The 14,900-nt window shown below is 56.6% G+C and carries 11 protein-coding genes and 2 pseudogenes; 9 read left to right on the plus strand and 4 right to left on the minus strand.

Annotation, left to right across the window (positions count from 1 at the left end; all coding sequences use genetic code 11):
• Positions 1 to 79: 79 nt before the first annotated feature.
• The 4 genes from ACMXYH_RS20735 to ACMXYH_RS20750 all read right to left on the minus strand — a co-directional run bounded on the left by ACMXYH_RS20735 (position 80) and on the right by ACMXYH_RS20750 (position 7,277).
• Complete coding sequence (locus ACMXYH_RS20735) at positions 80 to 3,262, minus strand: helicase-related protein (protein ID WP_415764757.1); 3,183 nt, start codon at positions 3,260 to 3,262, stop codon at positions 80 to 82.
• Positions 3,244 to 5,022 (minus strand): hypothetical protein, encoded by a 1,779-nt coding sequence (locus tag ACMXYH_RS20740; RefSeq protein WP_415764758.1) that lies wholly within the window; start codon positions 5,020 to 5,022, stop codon positions 3,244 to 3,246. Before ACMXYH_RS20740 ends, ACMXYH_RS20735 begins: the two co-directional genes overlap by 19 nt.
• Positions 5,016 to 6,224 carry a DUF6361 family protein gene (locus ACMXYH_RS20745; RefSeq protein WP_415764759.1) on the minus strand — a complete coding sequence of 403 codons (1,209 nt, stop codon included), beginning with the start codon at positions 6,222 to 6,224 and terminating at the stop codon, positions 5,016 to 5,018. The genes ACMXYH_RS20740 and ACMXYH_RS20745 overlap by 7 nt, the downstream gene beginning before the upstream one ends.
• A gap of 489 nt (positions 6,225 to 6,713) precedes the next feature.
• Complete coding sequence (locus tag ACMXYH_RS20750; protein ID WP_024678242.1) at positions 6,714 to 7,277, minus strand: condensin complex protein MksE; 564 nt, start codon at positions 7,275 to 7,277, stop codon at positions 6,714 to 6,716.
• Positions 7,278 to 7,588: 311 nt separating this feature from the next.
• Between ACMXYH_RS20750 and ACMXYH_RS20755 the strand changes: the two are divergent.
• From ACMXYH_RS20755 to ACMXYH_RS20795, 9 genes and pseudogenes are all read left to right on the plus strand, one after another.
• Positions 7,589 to 8,362, plus strand: a pseudogene (locus ACMXYH_RS20755) (IS3 family transposase); the annotation flags it as partial.
• Positions 8,363 to 8,381: 19 nt separating this feature from the next.
• A pseudogene (locus ACMXYH_RS20760) lies at positions 8,382 to 8,804 on the plus strand (acetyl-CoA C-acyltransferase); the annotation flags it as partial.
• 483 nt (positions 8,805 to 9,287) lie between these two features.
• The gene (locus tag ACMXYH_RS20765; protein WP_415764761.1) at positions 9,288 to 9,956 is read left to right on the plus strand and encodes a hypothetical protein; all 669 of its coding nucleotides are present in this window, start codon (positions 9,288 to 9,290) and stop codon (positions 9,954 to 9,956) included.
• 116 nt (positions 9,957 to 10,072) lie between these two features.
• On the plus strand, positions 10,073 to 10,303 hold the full coding sequence (locus tag ACMXYH_RS20770) for an AlpA family phage regulatory protein (RefSeq protein WP_415764762.1): 231 nt from the start codon (positions 10,073 to 10,075) through the stop codon (positions 10,301 to 10,303).
• A gap of 4 nt (positions 10,304 to 10,307) precedes the next feature.
• The gene (locus ACMXYH_RS20775) at positions 10,308 to 11,150 is read left to right on the plus strand and encodes a ParA family protein (RefSeq protein WP_415764763.1); all 843 of its coding nucleotides are present in this window, start codon (positions 10,308 to 10,310) and stop codon (positions 11,148 to 11,150) included.
• A gap of 86 nt (positions 11,151 to 11,236) precedes the next feature.
• Positions 11,237 to 11,446, plus strand: coding sequence for a hypothetical protein (locus tag ACMXYH_RS20780; protein ID WP_415764764.1), 210 nt, complete (start codon positions 11,237 to 11,239; stop codon positions 11,444 to 11,446).
• Positions 11,447 to 11,460: 14 nt separating this feature from the next.
• Positions 11,461 to 13,047, plus strand: a complete 1,587-nt coding sequence (locus tag ACMXYH_RS20785) for a ParB family protein (RefSeq protein ID WP_415764765.1) — start codon at positions 11,461 to 11,463, stop codon at positions 13,045 to 13,047.
• The gene (locus ACMXYH_RS20790) at positions 13,044 to 13,592 is read left to right on the plus strand and encodes a DUF2857 domain-containing protein (RefSeq protein ID WP_415764766.1); all 549 of its coding nucleotides are present in this window, start codon (positions 13,044 to 13,046) and stop codon (positions 13,590 to 13,592) included. The genes ACMXYH_RS20785 and ACMXYH_RS20790 overlap by 4 nt, the downstream gene beginning before the upstream one ends.
• A complete protein-coding gene (locus ACMXYH_RS20795; RefSeq protein ID WP_415764767.1) occupies positions 13,589 to 14,779 on the plus strand; it encodes an STY4528 family pathogenicity island replication protein in 1,191 nt (396 codons plus the stop codon). The genes ACMXYH_RS20790 and ACMXYH_RS20795 overlap by 4 nt, the downstream gene beginning before the upstream one ends.
• Positions 14,780 to 14,900 lie beyond the last annotated feature (121 nt).

Raw genomic sequence — 14,900 nt, forward strand, 5'->3', positions numbered from 1 at the left:
GTCGATGTTCTGCGCAGGGAACTAGTGTTTGTATCAGTGTTTCGCGGCACGCCCAGTCCCTCCTGCCACAGCCCAGGCATCAAGTACGTGACCGCTCCCTCCGGTACAGAACGGGCGCTAACCGGATCAACAACTGACTTTTTATGTGCTCAAGCGCTTCGTCATCCAGATTCAAGTTCTTCAAGTGCTCTAGCAGCTCGCTTTGCCCTGGTTGACCGAATGCTAGACGGTAAAGCGATAGGACTTTTTGCATGTTCGGATAGCGGCGTGCTTCTTCGCTGAAGGCAAGTCTCGGAATCAAGCGGCGGATCTTCGCCTCACCTTCGGGATAATGCCAATAGGGCACCAGATCAGTTCCCCAGGTGGGGCTTTCGACAGATGTAAACAACGCCTTCCAGTTTTCGGGCGCGCTGTCGTACTCCGCCACCGCTTGCACCACGCGACGCCGGACCACCAGCGACTGGTAGCGATTGACCCGCCCTTCCCGCTGTTCCAGATCTATCGGGTTATTCGGCAAATTCCAATGCACGACTTCGCTGCAGTACCAATGAAAATCCAGGCCTTCCTGACCAATGGAAGTTGATGCGAGAACGAACGGCCGAAACGGCGAATTGAAGCTTTCACGTATATTGATGATTCGTGTCTGGCCCGCTTCATCCGTGGTTTTCTGAGCGCCCAGTTGCACGGCATAATGACATCTCAGGTGAGTGTCGTCTTTTTCCCTGTCAACCTTCCAGACTTTCACATTCGACGGTGTCGTGCGAAGAACGCTTTCGAGCGTAGTCACCACATCATCCAGCAACTTGTCGGGTGCAAGTAGGTAACAGTACTCCTCAAGCATCGCCTGAATGCCGCCATCGGCGCAGTACCTCACGATGCCTCGCCAAGGATGCAGCGGGTCGAGCCGCCGGGCGATCGCACTGCCCGTGACGCTGTTGAATAGACTGACAAATCCCAGAGCGACCCGACTGGCGGCTCCTATCAGGCAAGGACCGGGATACAGCTGCCGCAGCACGCGGTAGGCGCACACCGCCGGCGATCCCACAGCCAGCCTGGCAAAGTACTGAGGAAGGTCTTCAGGCATTGCGCCCAGTTCATCCAGTTGGTTGAAACGACGGGATATTTCGCGAACGCGCAACCGCGCTCCGTCGGAGAGATTGCCGACGTCCGACATGGCTTCGAACCATGTGGCGGTCCATCCCTCGTGCGCCTGATCCAGCAGCATCGGGGCAAACAGATACCAGTAGTGGCTGTTCTGAGCGCCCTGATTGCGGACGCGCAATGACGCTAGACTCCTTGTGAAGTGCCGGATGAGTTCGTCAAGGCGGCTCTCCAGTGGGACTGAAGTACGCGCTATCGGAATGTCAGTCAGGCAGCGGGCAGGATAAATCAGCGACCAGTTGGCAACGTCCCCGCTGTCGAGTTTGATCACCGCGCGACGTTGTTGCAGATGACGGTTCTGGTCGTCTTCGCTGACACCGGCACGGCGCTTGTTGAAGTACTCCGATTTGTCCGTGAGATGCTGCTGGACTCGCCGTTCCGCCTCGTAGCTCATCAGCCCGCCCACCATCCTCGGCACCATCGTCCAGGAGGAAAACAGTAACGTCTTGCTGAGTTGCTCGTGACCGGCAAAAAAGCCTCTGAGTCTATAGTGCGGCCAACTAGGCGGTAGCCAAAGCAGCATTTCCGGACCGGCTTTACGCCCGTCTCCAAACAAGTGACTGGCTAACCAGCGAACCTGCGGATTGGGTGCCTCGCGGGCGACATCCAGCGTGAACTTGCGGATCCGCTCGCGCGATAACCAGAGGTTTTTGTTGGCGGTCAACTGCTTGAACAGCGCCGGAGATCGCTCGAAGCGGCGTTGCAGCACTTCTTGCACTTTGTAACCGGTACTGAACGACAGCGGCCAGGCTGCCGACTTGAAAAAACTCATGATCTGACTGGAGACGCGCAGTGAGCTGTCAGCTTCCAGAACGAGCGCCAGCCGGTCCAGCTCGATATAAGTGCGGATATCATCGGCGCGCAATTGTGGCAAGTCTTGCGGGGGTATCCCGTCGACCAGGCTGTCCACATCCCGAGCGATCTGGCTTCGCTCCGTGCGGCAAATCAGTGGGCGAAGCAATCGCTCCACTTCTCGGCGAGGCGCATCGTCCAGCGCTTCGCCATCGATGCAGTCGCGTCGCAGACACAGCAGCGCAGCCTGCAGTTTCTTGCGTGCAGGTTCGTAAGCATCGAGTGGCGACAGATTCAAAAACGCGAGGATCTGCTTGAGTTTCTCCAGATGGCCGTCATCGTTCTCATCGTCATCCACGGTGCTCATGGCTTTGAACGGAGTGGCCGAGAGCATCAAGACATTGCTCTCGCGCTCGCGACTGAATATCTCCCGCGCGATCAGGGACTGTTCGTTTTCCTGCAGATCGAGCAGGCTTTCGAAGCGCTGAAACTCGTCGAGAATGAACAGATCCGCCCGGAGATGCGTAGCGCAGCATCGGGCGAACGTCACGCGCAAATCGCGCATCAGCTCGCGTTTGACGCCACGGTGACGTTCCGCACGCAGACAGGCAGTGCTGCGCAGTCGTTCCAGCAATGAGGGCGTCGCGTCGTTCGACACGAAAGTGATCGCTGCGTGAAAGCTGGCAACGATCTCCTTCACCAGTCCTTGCTGTTCTATCTGATCCCGCTCCGCCTGCCAGCTGTCAGCGCATTGCACTCGGTCCTGGAACAGCGCCGTCAAACTGTGGCGAAAACCTCGAAGCTGCGGGTGCTGAAGCAACGCCGCAAGGATGATGCCCCTCTCCTGCCGGTTTCCTGTTCCCTGGGTCAGCGAAAACGATGTGGCTGGCGTCAGGGTGCAAATTTCCAGCAATGCACTGTGCTGCTCGGGCTGGCACACCGCGACTTGTGCGAGGCGTGCGTAAGACGGCTGTCGAATCCAGCCGCTGCCTGCTGGAAACACGGCAAGCTTGGCCAGGTTCTCAGCGGCCAGACTCAAGTTGGAACAGATATAGGTGACACGCAGCGGTTCGCGTCGATGCCAGTCGCGCAGCATCGACACGATCAGTCCTTTCGCTACGACGGTCTTTCCTAACCCGACTTCGTCGGCAACCAGCACCCGACGGCTGTGCTGCGGGTCTTTGAACTGTTCGGCAATACGCTCGACTGTCGCACGCTGGAAATCCTTGAGCCTGCTCCAAGTCATCTGCAGGGCTAGATCGACGTTGTCGCGATCCGATACAAATCGAGTCATGCTTTCTTCTTCCATGCAAGCTGCTGGTACTGCGCCCATAAGACAGACAGCTCAGAAGGGACCAGATGTTCAGTGTCGCTGAGCCGGGCCAGAATGGCGTCGATGCGCTGCAGCTTTTCAGGCTGTCGGGCAGCACAACGCAAGAGAGCCTCGTGCAGCGGCCCGCCGAACATCTGGCTGAAGTCGGTATCAGCGTCCGCCCCGGGACCGCCCTCCCTCGTCATGCCGGTATCCGCCGTATACGCGTGGCCTGGATGCAACAGCATCTGAATATAAGCCAGCAGCTTGTGCGGGCTATCAATCAGCGTCGTCGTGATTTTCTGCTCTCGCGTATCGCCACCATCGATTTCAAGACGGACCTTGATCATCAGTTCGACGGGAGGTGATGACACCGGTATCACTCTGAGAATAACGAATGCACTGACCTGGGTCAGATTCAGGTCTTCCCAAACCATACGAGAAGCCAGACTCAGCGGCTTGCCTCTGACCAGCGGCTGCACCTCGATCACCCAATCGCCATGTTGCTCCAGGAGTGGCGGCGGGCATTCAATGACACAGGTGTAAGTCCCGTTGGCCTCGGCACGGGCCTGCAGACACCAGTCTGCCTGGATCAGGTTGTGCTGGAGTCTGCGCATCCACGCTTCCGTCTGATGATCATCCGTGATCGACGCTGGGCTGAAACGATGAGGGATGAAAATACCTGTCGGCTCTTGCTCACGTCCTACCAGTTCTGCGCGGAGCTGGTCGACGGACTGCTGGCCACTTTTGCTCGACAGTCGCAGCATGAAGTCGGTATTGCGCGGCGCCGCTCCCAAAGCGCCAAGGGCTGCCTTGGTGACATTCGCCGAACCGATATGCCAATGACTGACGGCGCCCTCCTGCAGCAGCACCAGCTTGGCATGCAGATTCTGGGGACGGGCTGCGGTGAGCTCATCCTCGCCCTCGATCAGGCAAGGATTGAGCGCGAAGCACTCCCAATCCTGCAGCTGGCATTCACCCATACGGTCGAGCTCTTCTGCGCGGCTGAACAGCCAGTGCCGCGCACCAGCCTGTTTGACCAGGTCGAGCGCTTCGTGATGGAGAAACGGTGACATCACCATTACCGTGCTGGCAGCGGTACCCAATGACAGCGGCAACTTCCCTGGCTTTTCAGGCAAGGTCTTCAGCGCGTTGAATCCGGCAGGCTTGTCCCAGGCCACCCGAGGCAGCTCCTTGACAAAAAGCTCCAGTCCGGCACGCAGGTCCTCCGCACCGGCGGCCAGCGCCTTCAGCAGTGCCACAAGTCCATCGTTGTCTTCACTGCGTGCGCTCGTGGGTTCCCCTTCCAGAGCGACTGCAAGGTCCCAACTGCGGTCGAACGTCAGATTCCGCGACAGCACCAACAACCGGTACCGCACCGCCTTCGTCGGACTGGTGAATCGCAACAGCCAGAACTTGGGGTGGAACGAGCTGAACGCATCGCCGGGAACCTGGGGCGCCAATAACGGTTCGAGCAACGAAAACAGCAGGTTGAAGTGGCGCGGAAGTTTGATGCAGCCCTGCTGAAAGAAAACCTTCACCTTGCCCTTCAACTGGCTGATCGCTTCCAGCAGCGCCAGCTTATCGGTCTGTAAATCGCCCTCCGGCGGGCAGTTGAACGACAGCGCCAACGGCAGACACAAGAGCGTCTCAAGATCTAGGGTGTAGGTCGTCGCGATGGCATGGCTTAACGTGAACCCTTCCGGGGCTTTGAGTTTGTCGCCATAGTCCAGGCGATCAGCGTGCGGATTCAGCATGCCACGCCCTCCTGAATATCTTTCAGCACGGTTCGAACCTGCCTCCAGCGATAATCCAGCCGCGCCATCCCTAGCCAAGCGAACCCTTCGGGCAGCTGTTTATTCAGCACACTCCGCTCCTTCTTGTTTGCCCGCGCCTGATGTTCCACCAGCTTATCCAGTTCGACATCCGATGCCCCCTGGATTAAACCTTCAGCCCATCGGGTTAGAAACAGAGTCGTGTGACTGGCCAGCGTAACTTGAGTCTGTTCAAGCCAGCGGAAGATGTCGGCGGGCGTCGCGTGAGTCTGCGTGCGCCATGCATCCCAAAGCTCGGCAAAGTCCTCCAGCAGAGCGTCATGTTCGCGATAGTCGTTACGGACAAGGATTATGTTGAATCGCAAGTGAGCACCGTAGATCAGCTCACTGAACGCTTGCGCCATCGCCACGTATTCGCGGGTCCGGCCAGGCAGCGACGGCTGATCGGCGGCCCAAGCCGCCAGCGCTGGGAACTCAGTCTTGGTGAGGGCCTGCTCGCGCAGCCCCTGTATTTCCAGTAGGCAAGGCAGGCTCAGTTCGGGGCCGGCTTTGAACTTTTCACTTAAAAAACGTGCCTCGGAAGCCGTCAGCGTGATTTTGACCTTGTCCAGCCAATCAGGCACAAAGCGATCTAGGTACACACTGCGGACAACGTTGTGTGCATCACTGTCGTCCCCTTCATCGCCATAGATGCTTCCATGAAACGCTTCTGACGATCCGATTGCCTGCAGAAATTGCCGGAGCGAGCCCCCAGTATCGACAAGCTTCCAGGTCCTCAGGCCTACCCAATAGATCGACGAAGGCTGTCGAGCGACACGCTCACCTTTGCTCAAAGAAGATCCAGAAATGCCGGTCTGGGTTCCGTCCTGATGCTTTTCTCTGAGCACCTCTGACAACCGTGCTTCCTGTTCCTCCAAGTAATCCGCAGCCGGCTGCTTACGCTGCTGCGACGGGCTCAAGTGCAGATAATCGCGGATGATCCGCGGCACAGTGACGAAATACTTGGCTCGAGTCTGCAGCGTGGAAAAGCCTGGAAACATCAGATCCGCAAACCCATCGCGCAACCCTCCTATGCCCAGCTCATCCAGCGTCCCCGGCTCCGACAGCTGCTTGAGAGCGTGTTTGACGCGGTCCCGGTCTTCGCTCGAAAAGTCCACCCATCCCAATTGACTCTTGCCTGACACCTTCCGCTCTCCTTGTCCTATCCAAACCACTTAGCCACATTCAATCGGGCAGTCACACAATGAATGCATGATAGGGCCAATTGCCATCGATGCGCAGATGAGCTTGGAACTCATAACCTCCGCAATGAGTCCAGGCTGTATGAAACGCGCTCAATACGTCGAAAACTGAAAGTTACGGGCGTTACCTGCGAAACCGGCAGACGGACGCGCGAACTGTCCTTGTCAGCTACATCCGGCATTTACGTACGATCAAGCGGCTGGATTCACGCTCTGATTGTTCACGCCGACGCTGAATTGACCCACGTGCCGAGGCAAGACTGCCCCATCTCCAAACCTTCAAAAATCCAGCACAGACAAGGATTCGCGAGGAGTCAGACTGGGTCAGTGAAATCTCAGCAACTGGGGCAATTCGGCGTAGGCGCCAACAATCTATGTCGAGGATGTGATGGAGGGTAAAGAAACCATCTACCAATTGATAAAGCCGGAAACTCAAGCCACCATAACTGCACCTGGTTCAGCATTACTGTACTTAAATACGTCGTCAAAGAACGCTAATCCAGCATGAGTCAGTACCAGATTGCCTTTTGCATTCCTGTAGGCGATCCCACGCTGCTCGAGATTTTTCCTAACTGCAGATGCAAGAGCCTCCCCTTTCATGTTGCTGGCAGACATGACATCTTGTTTGTCTTCTCCCTTCCCGATCTCCTCCATGATCCCATCAGACACACCAGCTTCCCCGTCGCGCAGAATATCAAGCTGGTACCCCTGTTCATGCAGTCCGCGAGCAAGGATCAGCAGTAGAACCTGTATTTTCCTGACCACCTCGCTGTACTCCTCATCGCGCTCGACTGAACGGATGTAGATAAAGCCATTCCGCATCACCAACTCAAACCCGATGTTCAAGTACAAGGGCTTGTAGCTCTGATCGTAGTTATTGAGCATCTCTTCGAAGAGCGGGTTGGGTTTTATTTCACCATTCTCGTAGGTGTCTTTGTTGATCACCTTCCCCGACATCAACTCTTTGTAGATGGCTTGGCTAAGCTGTTGTCTCACTGCCCTGCTCCTCGATCCTCAACTTGTAATAGGTCAACTTCTGCCTGTCGTCCTCAATCACCCCTAACTGGAATCGAGGAGTTAGCACAATGTCCTCTCGGTGCTTTAGCCAAGACACGCCTTCCACTAGGTCAGCAATTTCGTAGTCGCTGATCTGCTGGGCCAGATGTGCGTGAAGCGACGCATGGGCGTCAGGCCCGACCTGAACAGGCCACTCATCTATCAGCCTTCCAATTAGTTTTCGGCGCACGTCTGAAGCACGCCTGGCTTTGAGCACGTCCTCTCCAACCGGCTCAACAGACGTTGTTGTTAATCGAGCCCGAATGCAGGTCGCGGAAAAATACACCGAAGTGCGTCGTGCCATGGCGGACATCTTCGAGCGCAATCATTGCTGCTATGGCTACCGCCGGATGCGGGCTTCGCTGAGCAGGCAGCGTGTGCGTCTGTCAGAGAAGGTGGTGCAGCGCTTGATGAAGCAGGAATGCCTGGTCGTCGTCAAGCCGAAACGGCGTCGATACGGTTCCTACCTCGGGGAGATCAGTCCAGCGCCGGAAAACCTCGTCAACCGCGACTTCACGGCTGTTGCTCCGAATGAGAAGTGGCTCACTGACATCACGGAGTTCCAGATCCCGGCTGGCAAAGTGTACCTGTCCCCCATGATCGACTGCTTCGATGGAAAGGTCATCAGTTGGTTGATCGGCACGCGCCCGGACGCTGGGCTTGTGAACACGATGCTGGATGCCGCCGTCGAAACGGTGGCCCGCAACAGCAAACGGCCTGTCGTTCACTCCGATCGCGGCGCCCACTACCGCTGGCCCGGCTGGTTATCGCGCATCGCTGATGCGAAGCTGATTCGTTCGATGTCGCGCAAGGGATGCTCGCCTGACAACGCGGCTTGTGAAGGCTTCTTCGGCCGGCTGAAAACGGAACTGTTCTATCCTCGCAACTGGCAATCAACGAGCATCGAGCAGTTCATTCAGGCCCTGGATTCATACATTCGCTGGTACAACGAGAAACGAATCAAGATTTCTCTCGGCGCTCTCAGTCCCGTTGAGTATCGTGAGAGCCTGGGTCTCGCGGCATAACCAGTCCAAGTTTTTTGCCGCACCCCCGCTCGTTCTGGCTGATGCCAACGCTATCAAGCAGCACAACCTTCAACCCATTGCCCGCTTGGTGGCTTATGCGCATGCCGGCGTTGAACCGGATTACATGCGCATCGGCCCCGTTCCTGCCACACGTATGGTGCTGAAGCGTGCCGGGCTGGGCATTCAAGACATTGATGTCATTGAGTCAAACGAGGCTTTTGCTGCGCAGGCCTGTGCCGTAGCTCAACAACTGGACTTCGACCCGGCCAAGGTCAACCCCAATGGCTCCGGAATTTCGCTTGGACATCCTGTTGGTGCCACCGGGGCAATCATTACGATCAAGGCTACTCCTGAGCTGCACCGCACAGGCGGACGCTATGCGCTGGTAACGATGTGCATTGGCGGAGGACAGGGCATTGCAGCCGTTATTGAGCGGATTTGAGGTCAGTCACGGCCCAATGATTTTCTGCTTCGGGCAGGACCGGCAATAACCGGTCTGCTCCTGGCTGCACCCGTAGAGATGAGGTGCCAAACTCCCACTACTCAAACCGCCAACCACCCACGTACAAGCCACGGACCACCCCGTTTGCTTATGCTCTGACTAACCTCTGCAGGCGACGTATCGTAACGAAAGTGACGCTGCAAGCTTCGTGAATAGACCGTCACATAGTCCATTGACATTTTCCTAGCTTGGGTATGAGCTACGAACCACCTTCACGAAAGGCCTTTAATTTCCCAATATTTCAATTGGAATCAAGAACAGCCACCGCACGGAAGCTCAGGCCAATACAAGCCTTTGAAACATGCCTAGCGGAACTGTTCCCTCAGCCATGAGGCCGCTAGTATGTACGCAAACCAAAGCTGGAACCCTCTAGAGAAGGTGTATTACCGCCCTATTGATGCGGCCATACGCTGGTGTGACCTTATGGCTTACGAGACTCAAATTCTTGAAGCGGCCTGGGAGTGTCCAGCGCAGCTGGGCTCGATTTTCCCTCAATGGCCGTGCCTCCATGCCAACACCGAAAAAATTTTCGATGCAGTGCGCAACCATGAGCTTCCGTTTGGCTTGTTCGGCGTGACTGTTGCCCCAGGAACACCCATCGACTTCCGTTTCCTAACAGTCAGGCACACAGATCTCAAATCGTGGATGTTTCATCAGCATCCCGACCAGCGGCCGACATTCCTTTTTGGGGAGCAGCCAACCGTAAATCAACAAATTAACTTTGAGACCTACCTTACCTTACAGGCCGATCGAGATGCTCTCGAGGTTCGGCTAAAAGCGAATGAGTCTGCCCACCAGAAGCTATTGGAGGAGCTCAGGGCAATTGGCTTAGAGCGAGAAAATTTACGTATATTAGTTGAGGCACACGGTGAACTCAGTGATCGCAGTGAGGTAGGCTACCAACGCGTTATCGGGGCTCTGCTTGAAACCCTGCTAGGATTCTCACCATCAGGGAAGCCTAACTCAGTATTCGATAGTCAAGCCTCCATTGTTGACTCAATAACGTCTCATTATGCAGGCCTCCCCGGTTTGAGCAAACGCTCTCTCGATGAGAAATTTGCAGCAGCCCGGCGCAGCATCTCTCGTCTTTAACGGAGCTCATTGCATTGCAATCCTTTCGATTGCAATGCAATGACTTCCAGACTTTTCTGGTTTTGAATTCAGGTCTCTTCCCAATATGCGCCATCCAGCGCCAAGGAATGACGACCATGCAATCTCAAACAGCCAATGACACATCTCAGTCTCAGCAATCACCCGAACGTCACATCATGCGACGCGACGAAGTTGAGCGTAAAACCGGCTTCAAGCGTGCGCACATCTACAACTTGATGAAAGAAGGTAAATTCCCTCAAGCCAAACGCATTGGACTACGCGCCGTAGGCTGGGACTCGCTGGAGATCGAACGGTGGGTCGTTGAACGCTTAGGTCAGCAGGTCTAATGCCATGCGTGTGGTATCGGTGGTTTCCACCAAGGGGGGCGTGGGCAAGACCACCGTGGCTGCGAATCTCGGTGGTCTGCTGGCAGATGCGGGCCTACGTGTCCTGCTGCTCGATCTGGATAGCCAACCCACCCTCTCCAGCTATTACGCCTTGAGCCAAAAGGCTGATGCAGGTGCGTACGAGTTCATCGCACTTAACCTAACCACTCCTGCACAGATTGTTTCCAGGACAGTGATCACAGGGCTCGATTTGATCCTCTCCAACGACGATCAAGGCCAACTGAGCACCTTACTGCTGCATGCCCCCGATGGGCGGTTACGGCTGAGCAATTTGCTGGACAATTTCCGCCCTCGTTACGACCTGCTTTTGATCGACACCCAAGGCGCGCGCAGCGTACTGCTGGAGATGGCCCTACTAGCCTCAGATCTCGCTCTCTCTCCCATCACGCCAGAAATGCTCGCCGCCCGCGAACTGCGCCGCGGCACCTTGAAGCTGCTCAGCGAACTCGATCCGTTCCGCCTCCTGGGCATTACACCGCCACCCTTGCGACTGCTACTGAACCAAGTGAATGCCATTCGGGTGGACACACGGATGATCATCCGTGGCCTGCGCGAGACCTTCGCTGGGGCAACCAACATCTCAGTTCTAGAAACCGTAGTTCCAGATCGGGTGGCTTATCTCAATGCCGCCTCCTTTGGCCTACCCGTCCACCGAATCGAAACGCACCGATCACGTGAACGACGCTCGCCCTCACCTTTGGAAACCATGCAAGCTCTGGCCATCGAGTTGTTTCCGGAGTGGCACGAAGCGATCTCTAGGGTGAGCAGATACGCGGAGGTTCGATGAGACGAATCCCCAAGCCGGTATTTCTCACCAGTTACGTTTTGTTTGATCGACCTTGATGCCAACAGTGTTTGGCAAGGAGTCTTTTGATGTTGGATCAGTTTCCCATCATCGTTCAGCCATCCATTCGACCACACTACCCACCTTGCGAGGAGTACTGCACCGTGGTCTTCCGCCTGCAGGGTGGGCGCTCGGCCATGGGTTGGTTCCTCGCAGAACTTTCCCGACATTTCGAAGGTTCGGGTACCGCCGAGATCGTCAAATTCGAGGTCGGTGACCATTTGCGTAACCGGCGTTAACTGAGGCTGTTCAAATGAAGAAGCTCAGTCAGGACGAGATCACCGACAAGCTGCACCTGGACCACTTCCCTCGGGGTCCAGAACTGGAGCGGCTGTCCGATCCAGTCATCGACACACCTATGCTAGTCACTCTGGAGCAGTTGCGACCCTACGAACACAACCCGCGTTTCATCCGTAATCCGCTTTTTGACGATATCAAGGCCTCGATCCGTGAACGCGGGCTGGATCAACCACCGCCGATTACCCGTCGCACGGGTGAGCCCTACTTCATCATCCGCAACGGTGGTAATACGCGCTTGGCGATTCTCGGCGAGCTGTGGCAGGAAACTCGCGACGAGCGCTTCTTCCGCATTCATTGCCTGTTCCGACCCTGGACCGACGAACTCACCGCCCTGCTCGGCCATCTGGCCGAAAGCGATCTGCACGGCCAACTCACTTTCATCGAACGTGCGCTGGCGGTAGCCAAACTCAAATCCATGCTCGAACCGGATGGAGCTGCGCTCTCGCAACGTGAGCTGGCACGACGTCTTGCCGCTGGAGGCTATCCAATTTCGCAGTCGCACATCAGCCGGATGCTGGACACCCTCGAACACCTACTGCCCGCCATTCCGCAAACCCTGTATGCCGGATTAGGTAAGCCCCAGATCGAACGCCTGATCGGCCTACGTAGCCAGGCACAACGAACTTGGAACCGTTATCCAACCGCGCCTCTGGTGTTCGCCGAGTTTTGGCTCGAGACCCTGGGCGACTTCGATGCCGACCCTGAATCCTTCGATCTTGAGAAAATCCAGGATGAACTGCTCGAGCGTATGAGCCGCTTGCTCGGACAGTCTTACCGTATGTTGGCCCTGGAGCTGAGCGATACCCAACGGGTCATCTCGAGGCCTGGTGTTGTCGTTACCACGCCTTCAGAGAACAGCCATCTGCCGAGCGTTGATGAAGCCGCGGCAGGACCTCTCTCCTCCGAGTCCCGTCCCAAATCAACTGAGACCAGAACCCAGACCGAAACAGCGCAAGAGGAGCTGCTCACACCGCCCGAAACGAATGTCGTCTCAGCGGTCAGCCCTCCGTCACGCGTTCAGCAGATTCGTGAACAGATTGATCGCGAGACTTCCGCCTATGCAGCGCCCACCGTCGAAACCTGCACGATCGACGACATCTGGATCATCGCACCAACACTCGATACCCCCGAACAACTGCGTTTAGCCATTGCCGGACTGGCTCGGGAAATGGCGTCCTACACCGGACATCCCGAAAGCATCATCGACCAGAAGTATGGATTAGGCTTCACCCTGGACATGGAGCGACTAAATTTTGCAACTCCTCGCGCGACCGGCGTTCACCTACTGCTCCTGGCCCTATTGCGCGCTCAAGACGACGTGAACTGGGAGGATCGCAAGCAACTGCCCTCAGCCCTGTTCGGTCAGCTGTTGCTGGGAGTTTACCAACTTCCGCTGCCAGACCGTCCCATCATGGACGTAGGCCTCGAACGATTGCCCGACACTTTGTTAATCAAGCTGTATCGCCTGATCCGTTTGGTCCGTCGCCTGATCGAGTTAACGCTTCCCCCTGAAGACAACTCACCGAAGGAGCTGCCATGAGCCTGTCCTTCAATGTGCTCAACCAGGCCATGCTGGCCCAGGTGCTGCATGAGCTGCGCCTGGGTAATCTGCAACGCTGTAAGGCACTCGGACTGGGTGAGGACGACATCTACTTGTTGCAGTCCTTACCACCCACCACGCTGTCGCGCCTGGCCCATGCCACCGTCTCCTGGGTTGAGGTCAAGATTGACTCGCCGGTGCTGCATCGCTTGATCGAGCAAGCCGAACGCGACGAGCAGAACGAGCGCTTGATCAACCGAGCGCTCAAATTGGGTGCCAGCAGCAGCATCATGTACCAGTGCTTTGGCTTGGCACATTCGGAAACCGCCCTGCGTCGCCGTCTGCTCAAGATAGACGTCCGTAAGGGCCGCCCACAGCATTTGAGCGAAGCTCAGGAACACGCGCTCTGGCAACGCTGGTGTCAGCTACGCGCTCAAGACGGTACCGAGGATCAGCTCGACGCCATGATGATGTTGGCCGAAGAACAGCAAATCAGTTTGACCCTCGTCTGGCAGCAGATCGACCAATACAGCAACGGAACATGAACACTGCCCCTTCCAGTCGCTGGCAGCGTGTTCTGCAGCAATGCACCCAGCAATTGAGTGAGCGTTGGCCCGCACGCCCTACCACTGAACAACCCTCCAACCAGGCTCTGCAGGCTGGCTTTCTGTTCAGTGGTCAATCACACGAAGTCGTGCCGCGGCGTTTGCTGTTGGATAATCGACTGACGCCATTAGAGCGTAATGCCTGGCAGGTGTTTCGACTCATGCTGCAAGGCCAGGGCGTGGTCACACCGCGTTATGAGGATTTGCAGCCTTACCTATCGAGCGTGCCCTACGGCGCGTCAGCCTCGCGTGAAACCATCGCTCGCGTGTTGACGATGCTCAGACTGACGCGCTGGCTCAGCTTGGTGAGTCGTGGACGCGATCAGCTCAGCGGACGTCTTCAAGGTTCTCTGTATGTCCTGCACGATGAGCCGTTAACCCCCGCCGAAGCCATGGAACTGGATCAGGATTACCTGGAGCTGGTCGGACATTGCCTCAGTCATAACACCAAGGCTGTGCGTATTGTTGCCCGGCACGTTTTGGAAGAAATTCGCCAGGACACCCGTATCGATTTAGGTCAGCTACCTACACGGCTCGACAGCTGGGGCGATCGCTGGATACACCAAGGATTGGATCAGGCAACCGATGCCACTCTGCACGATTCCGAACCGGGGGAAGATCACCGCGTTCGGAATCGTACAGGCCCTCGTTCGGATTCCGTACCGGGCCTGAACGCCAATGTTTCCGACGCAGTTCGGAATCCGAACGCCGCCTGTACTGTATTAAAAGAAAGTATTTGTACTGTACCGCGCGTGACCCCAGCGGTGGATAACTTGCACTGGCCCGATCCGCTGCACCTGAGTCCAAGCGAGCGTCAGGCCGTCGCCGTGGCGCTGAACAAGCTCAAACCAGCGGATCGGCAGGCGGTGCTCAACGAAGCGGGGGCACGCTGTGCGGCAGGAAGTGTCCGCAAGCCAGCGGCCTATCTGATGGGTCTAATCCAGCGCGCACTGAAAGGTGATTTTCGTCCTTGGGCAGGTCAGACAGAGCCCCCACCCGTTACAGAACCGCTCCCAACAGCACCGTCACGCTCGTCCCGAAAACAGGGCGAACCCGCTTCCGCCCTCGCCCAAGCGTGCCTGAATGAGCTACGTCAACTGCGCGGCAAACGCTCTGGACGCCAGTAGATTTGATGCCAGTGGCATCAAATCTACTGACGTCTAATGTGAGATCGCAAAAGTCTGAACCTGCGCAATCCGAGCGATACGGCCATCGCCATACATGGAGATGATTCACCAGCGTCACTCG

Source organism: Pseudomonas frigoris (assembly GCF_047758635.1).
In the GTDB taxonomy this organism is placed as follows: Bacteria; Pseudomonadota; Gammaproteobacteria; order Pseudomonadales; family Pseudomonadaceae; genus Aquipseudomonas; species Aquipseudomonas frigoris.

What these genes read in the sequence shown, in the direction of transcription:
- ACMXYH_RS20735 (WP_415764757.1), bottom strand. Translation starts at nt 3,262, where the DNA reads ATGGAAGAAGAAAGCATGACTCGATTTGTATCGGATCGCGACAACGTC.
- ACMXYH_RS20765 (WP_415764761.1), top strand. Translation starts at nt 9,288, where the DNA reads ATGGCTTACGAGACTCAAATTCTTGAAGCGGCCTGGGAGTGTCCAGCG.
- ACMXYH_RS20780 (WP_415764764.1), top strand. Translation starts at nt 11,237, where the DNA reads ATGTTGGATCAGTTTCCCATCATCGTTCAGCCATCCATTCGACCACAC.
- ACMXYH_RS20770 (WP_415764762.1), top strand. Translation starts at nt 10,073, where the DNA reads ATGCAATCTCAAACAGCCAATGACACATCTCAGTCTCAGCAATCACCC.
- ACMXYH_RS20790 (WP_415764766.1), top strand. Translation starts at nt 13,044, where the DNA reads ATGAGCCTGTCCTTCAATGTGCTCAACCAGGCCATGCTGGCCCAGGTG.
- ACMXYH_RS20795 (WP_415764767.1), top strand. Translation starts at nt 13,589, where the DNA reads ATGAACACTGCCCCTTCCAGTCGCTGGCAGCGTGTTCTGCAGCAATGC.
- ACMXYH_RS20775 (WP_415764763.1), top strand. Translation starts at nt 10,308, where the DNA reads ATGCGTGTGGTATCGGTGGTTTCCACCAAGGGGGGCGTGGGCAAGACC.
- ACMXYH_RS20785 (WP_415764765.1), top strand. Translation starts at nt 11,461, where the DNA reads ATGAAGAAGCTCAGTCAGGACGAGATCACCGACAAGCTGCACCTGGAC.
- ACMXYH_RS20740 (WP_415764758.1), bottom strand. Translation starts at nt 5,022, where the DNA reads ATGCTGAATCCGCACGCTGATCGCCTGGACTATGGCGACAAACTCAAA.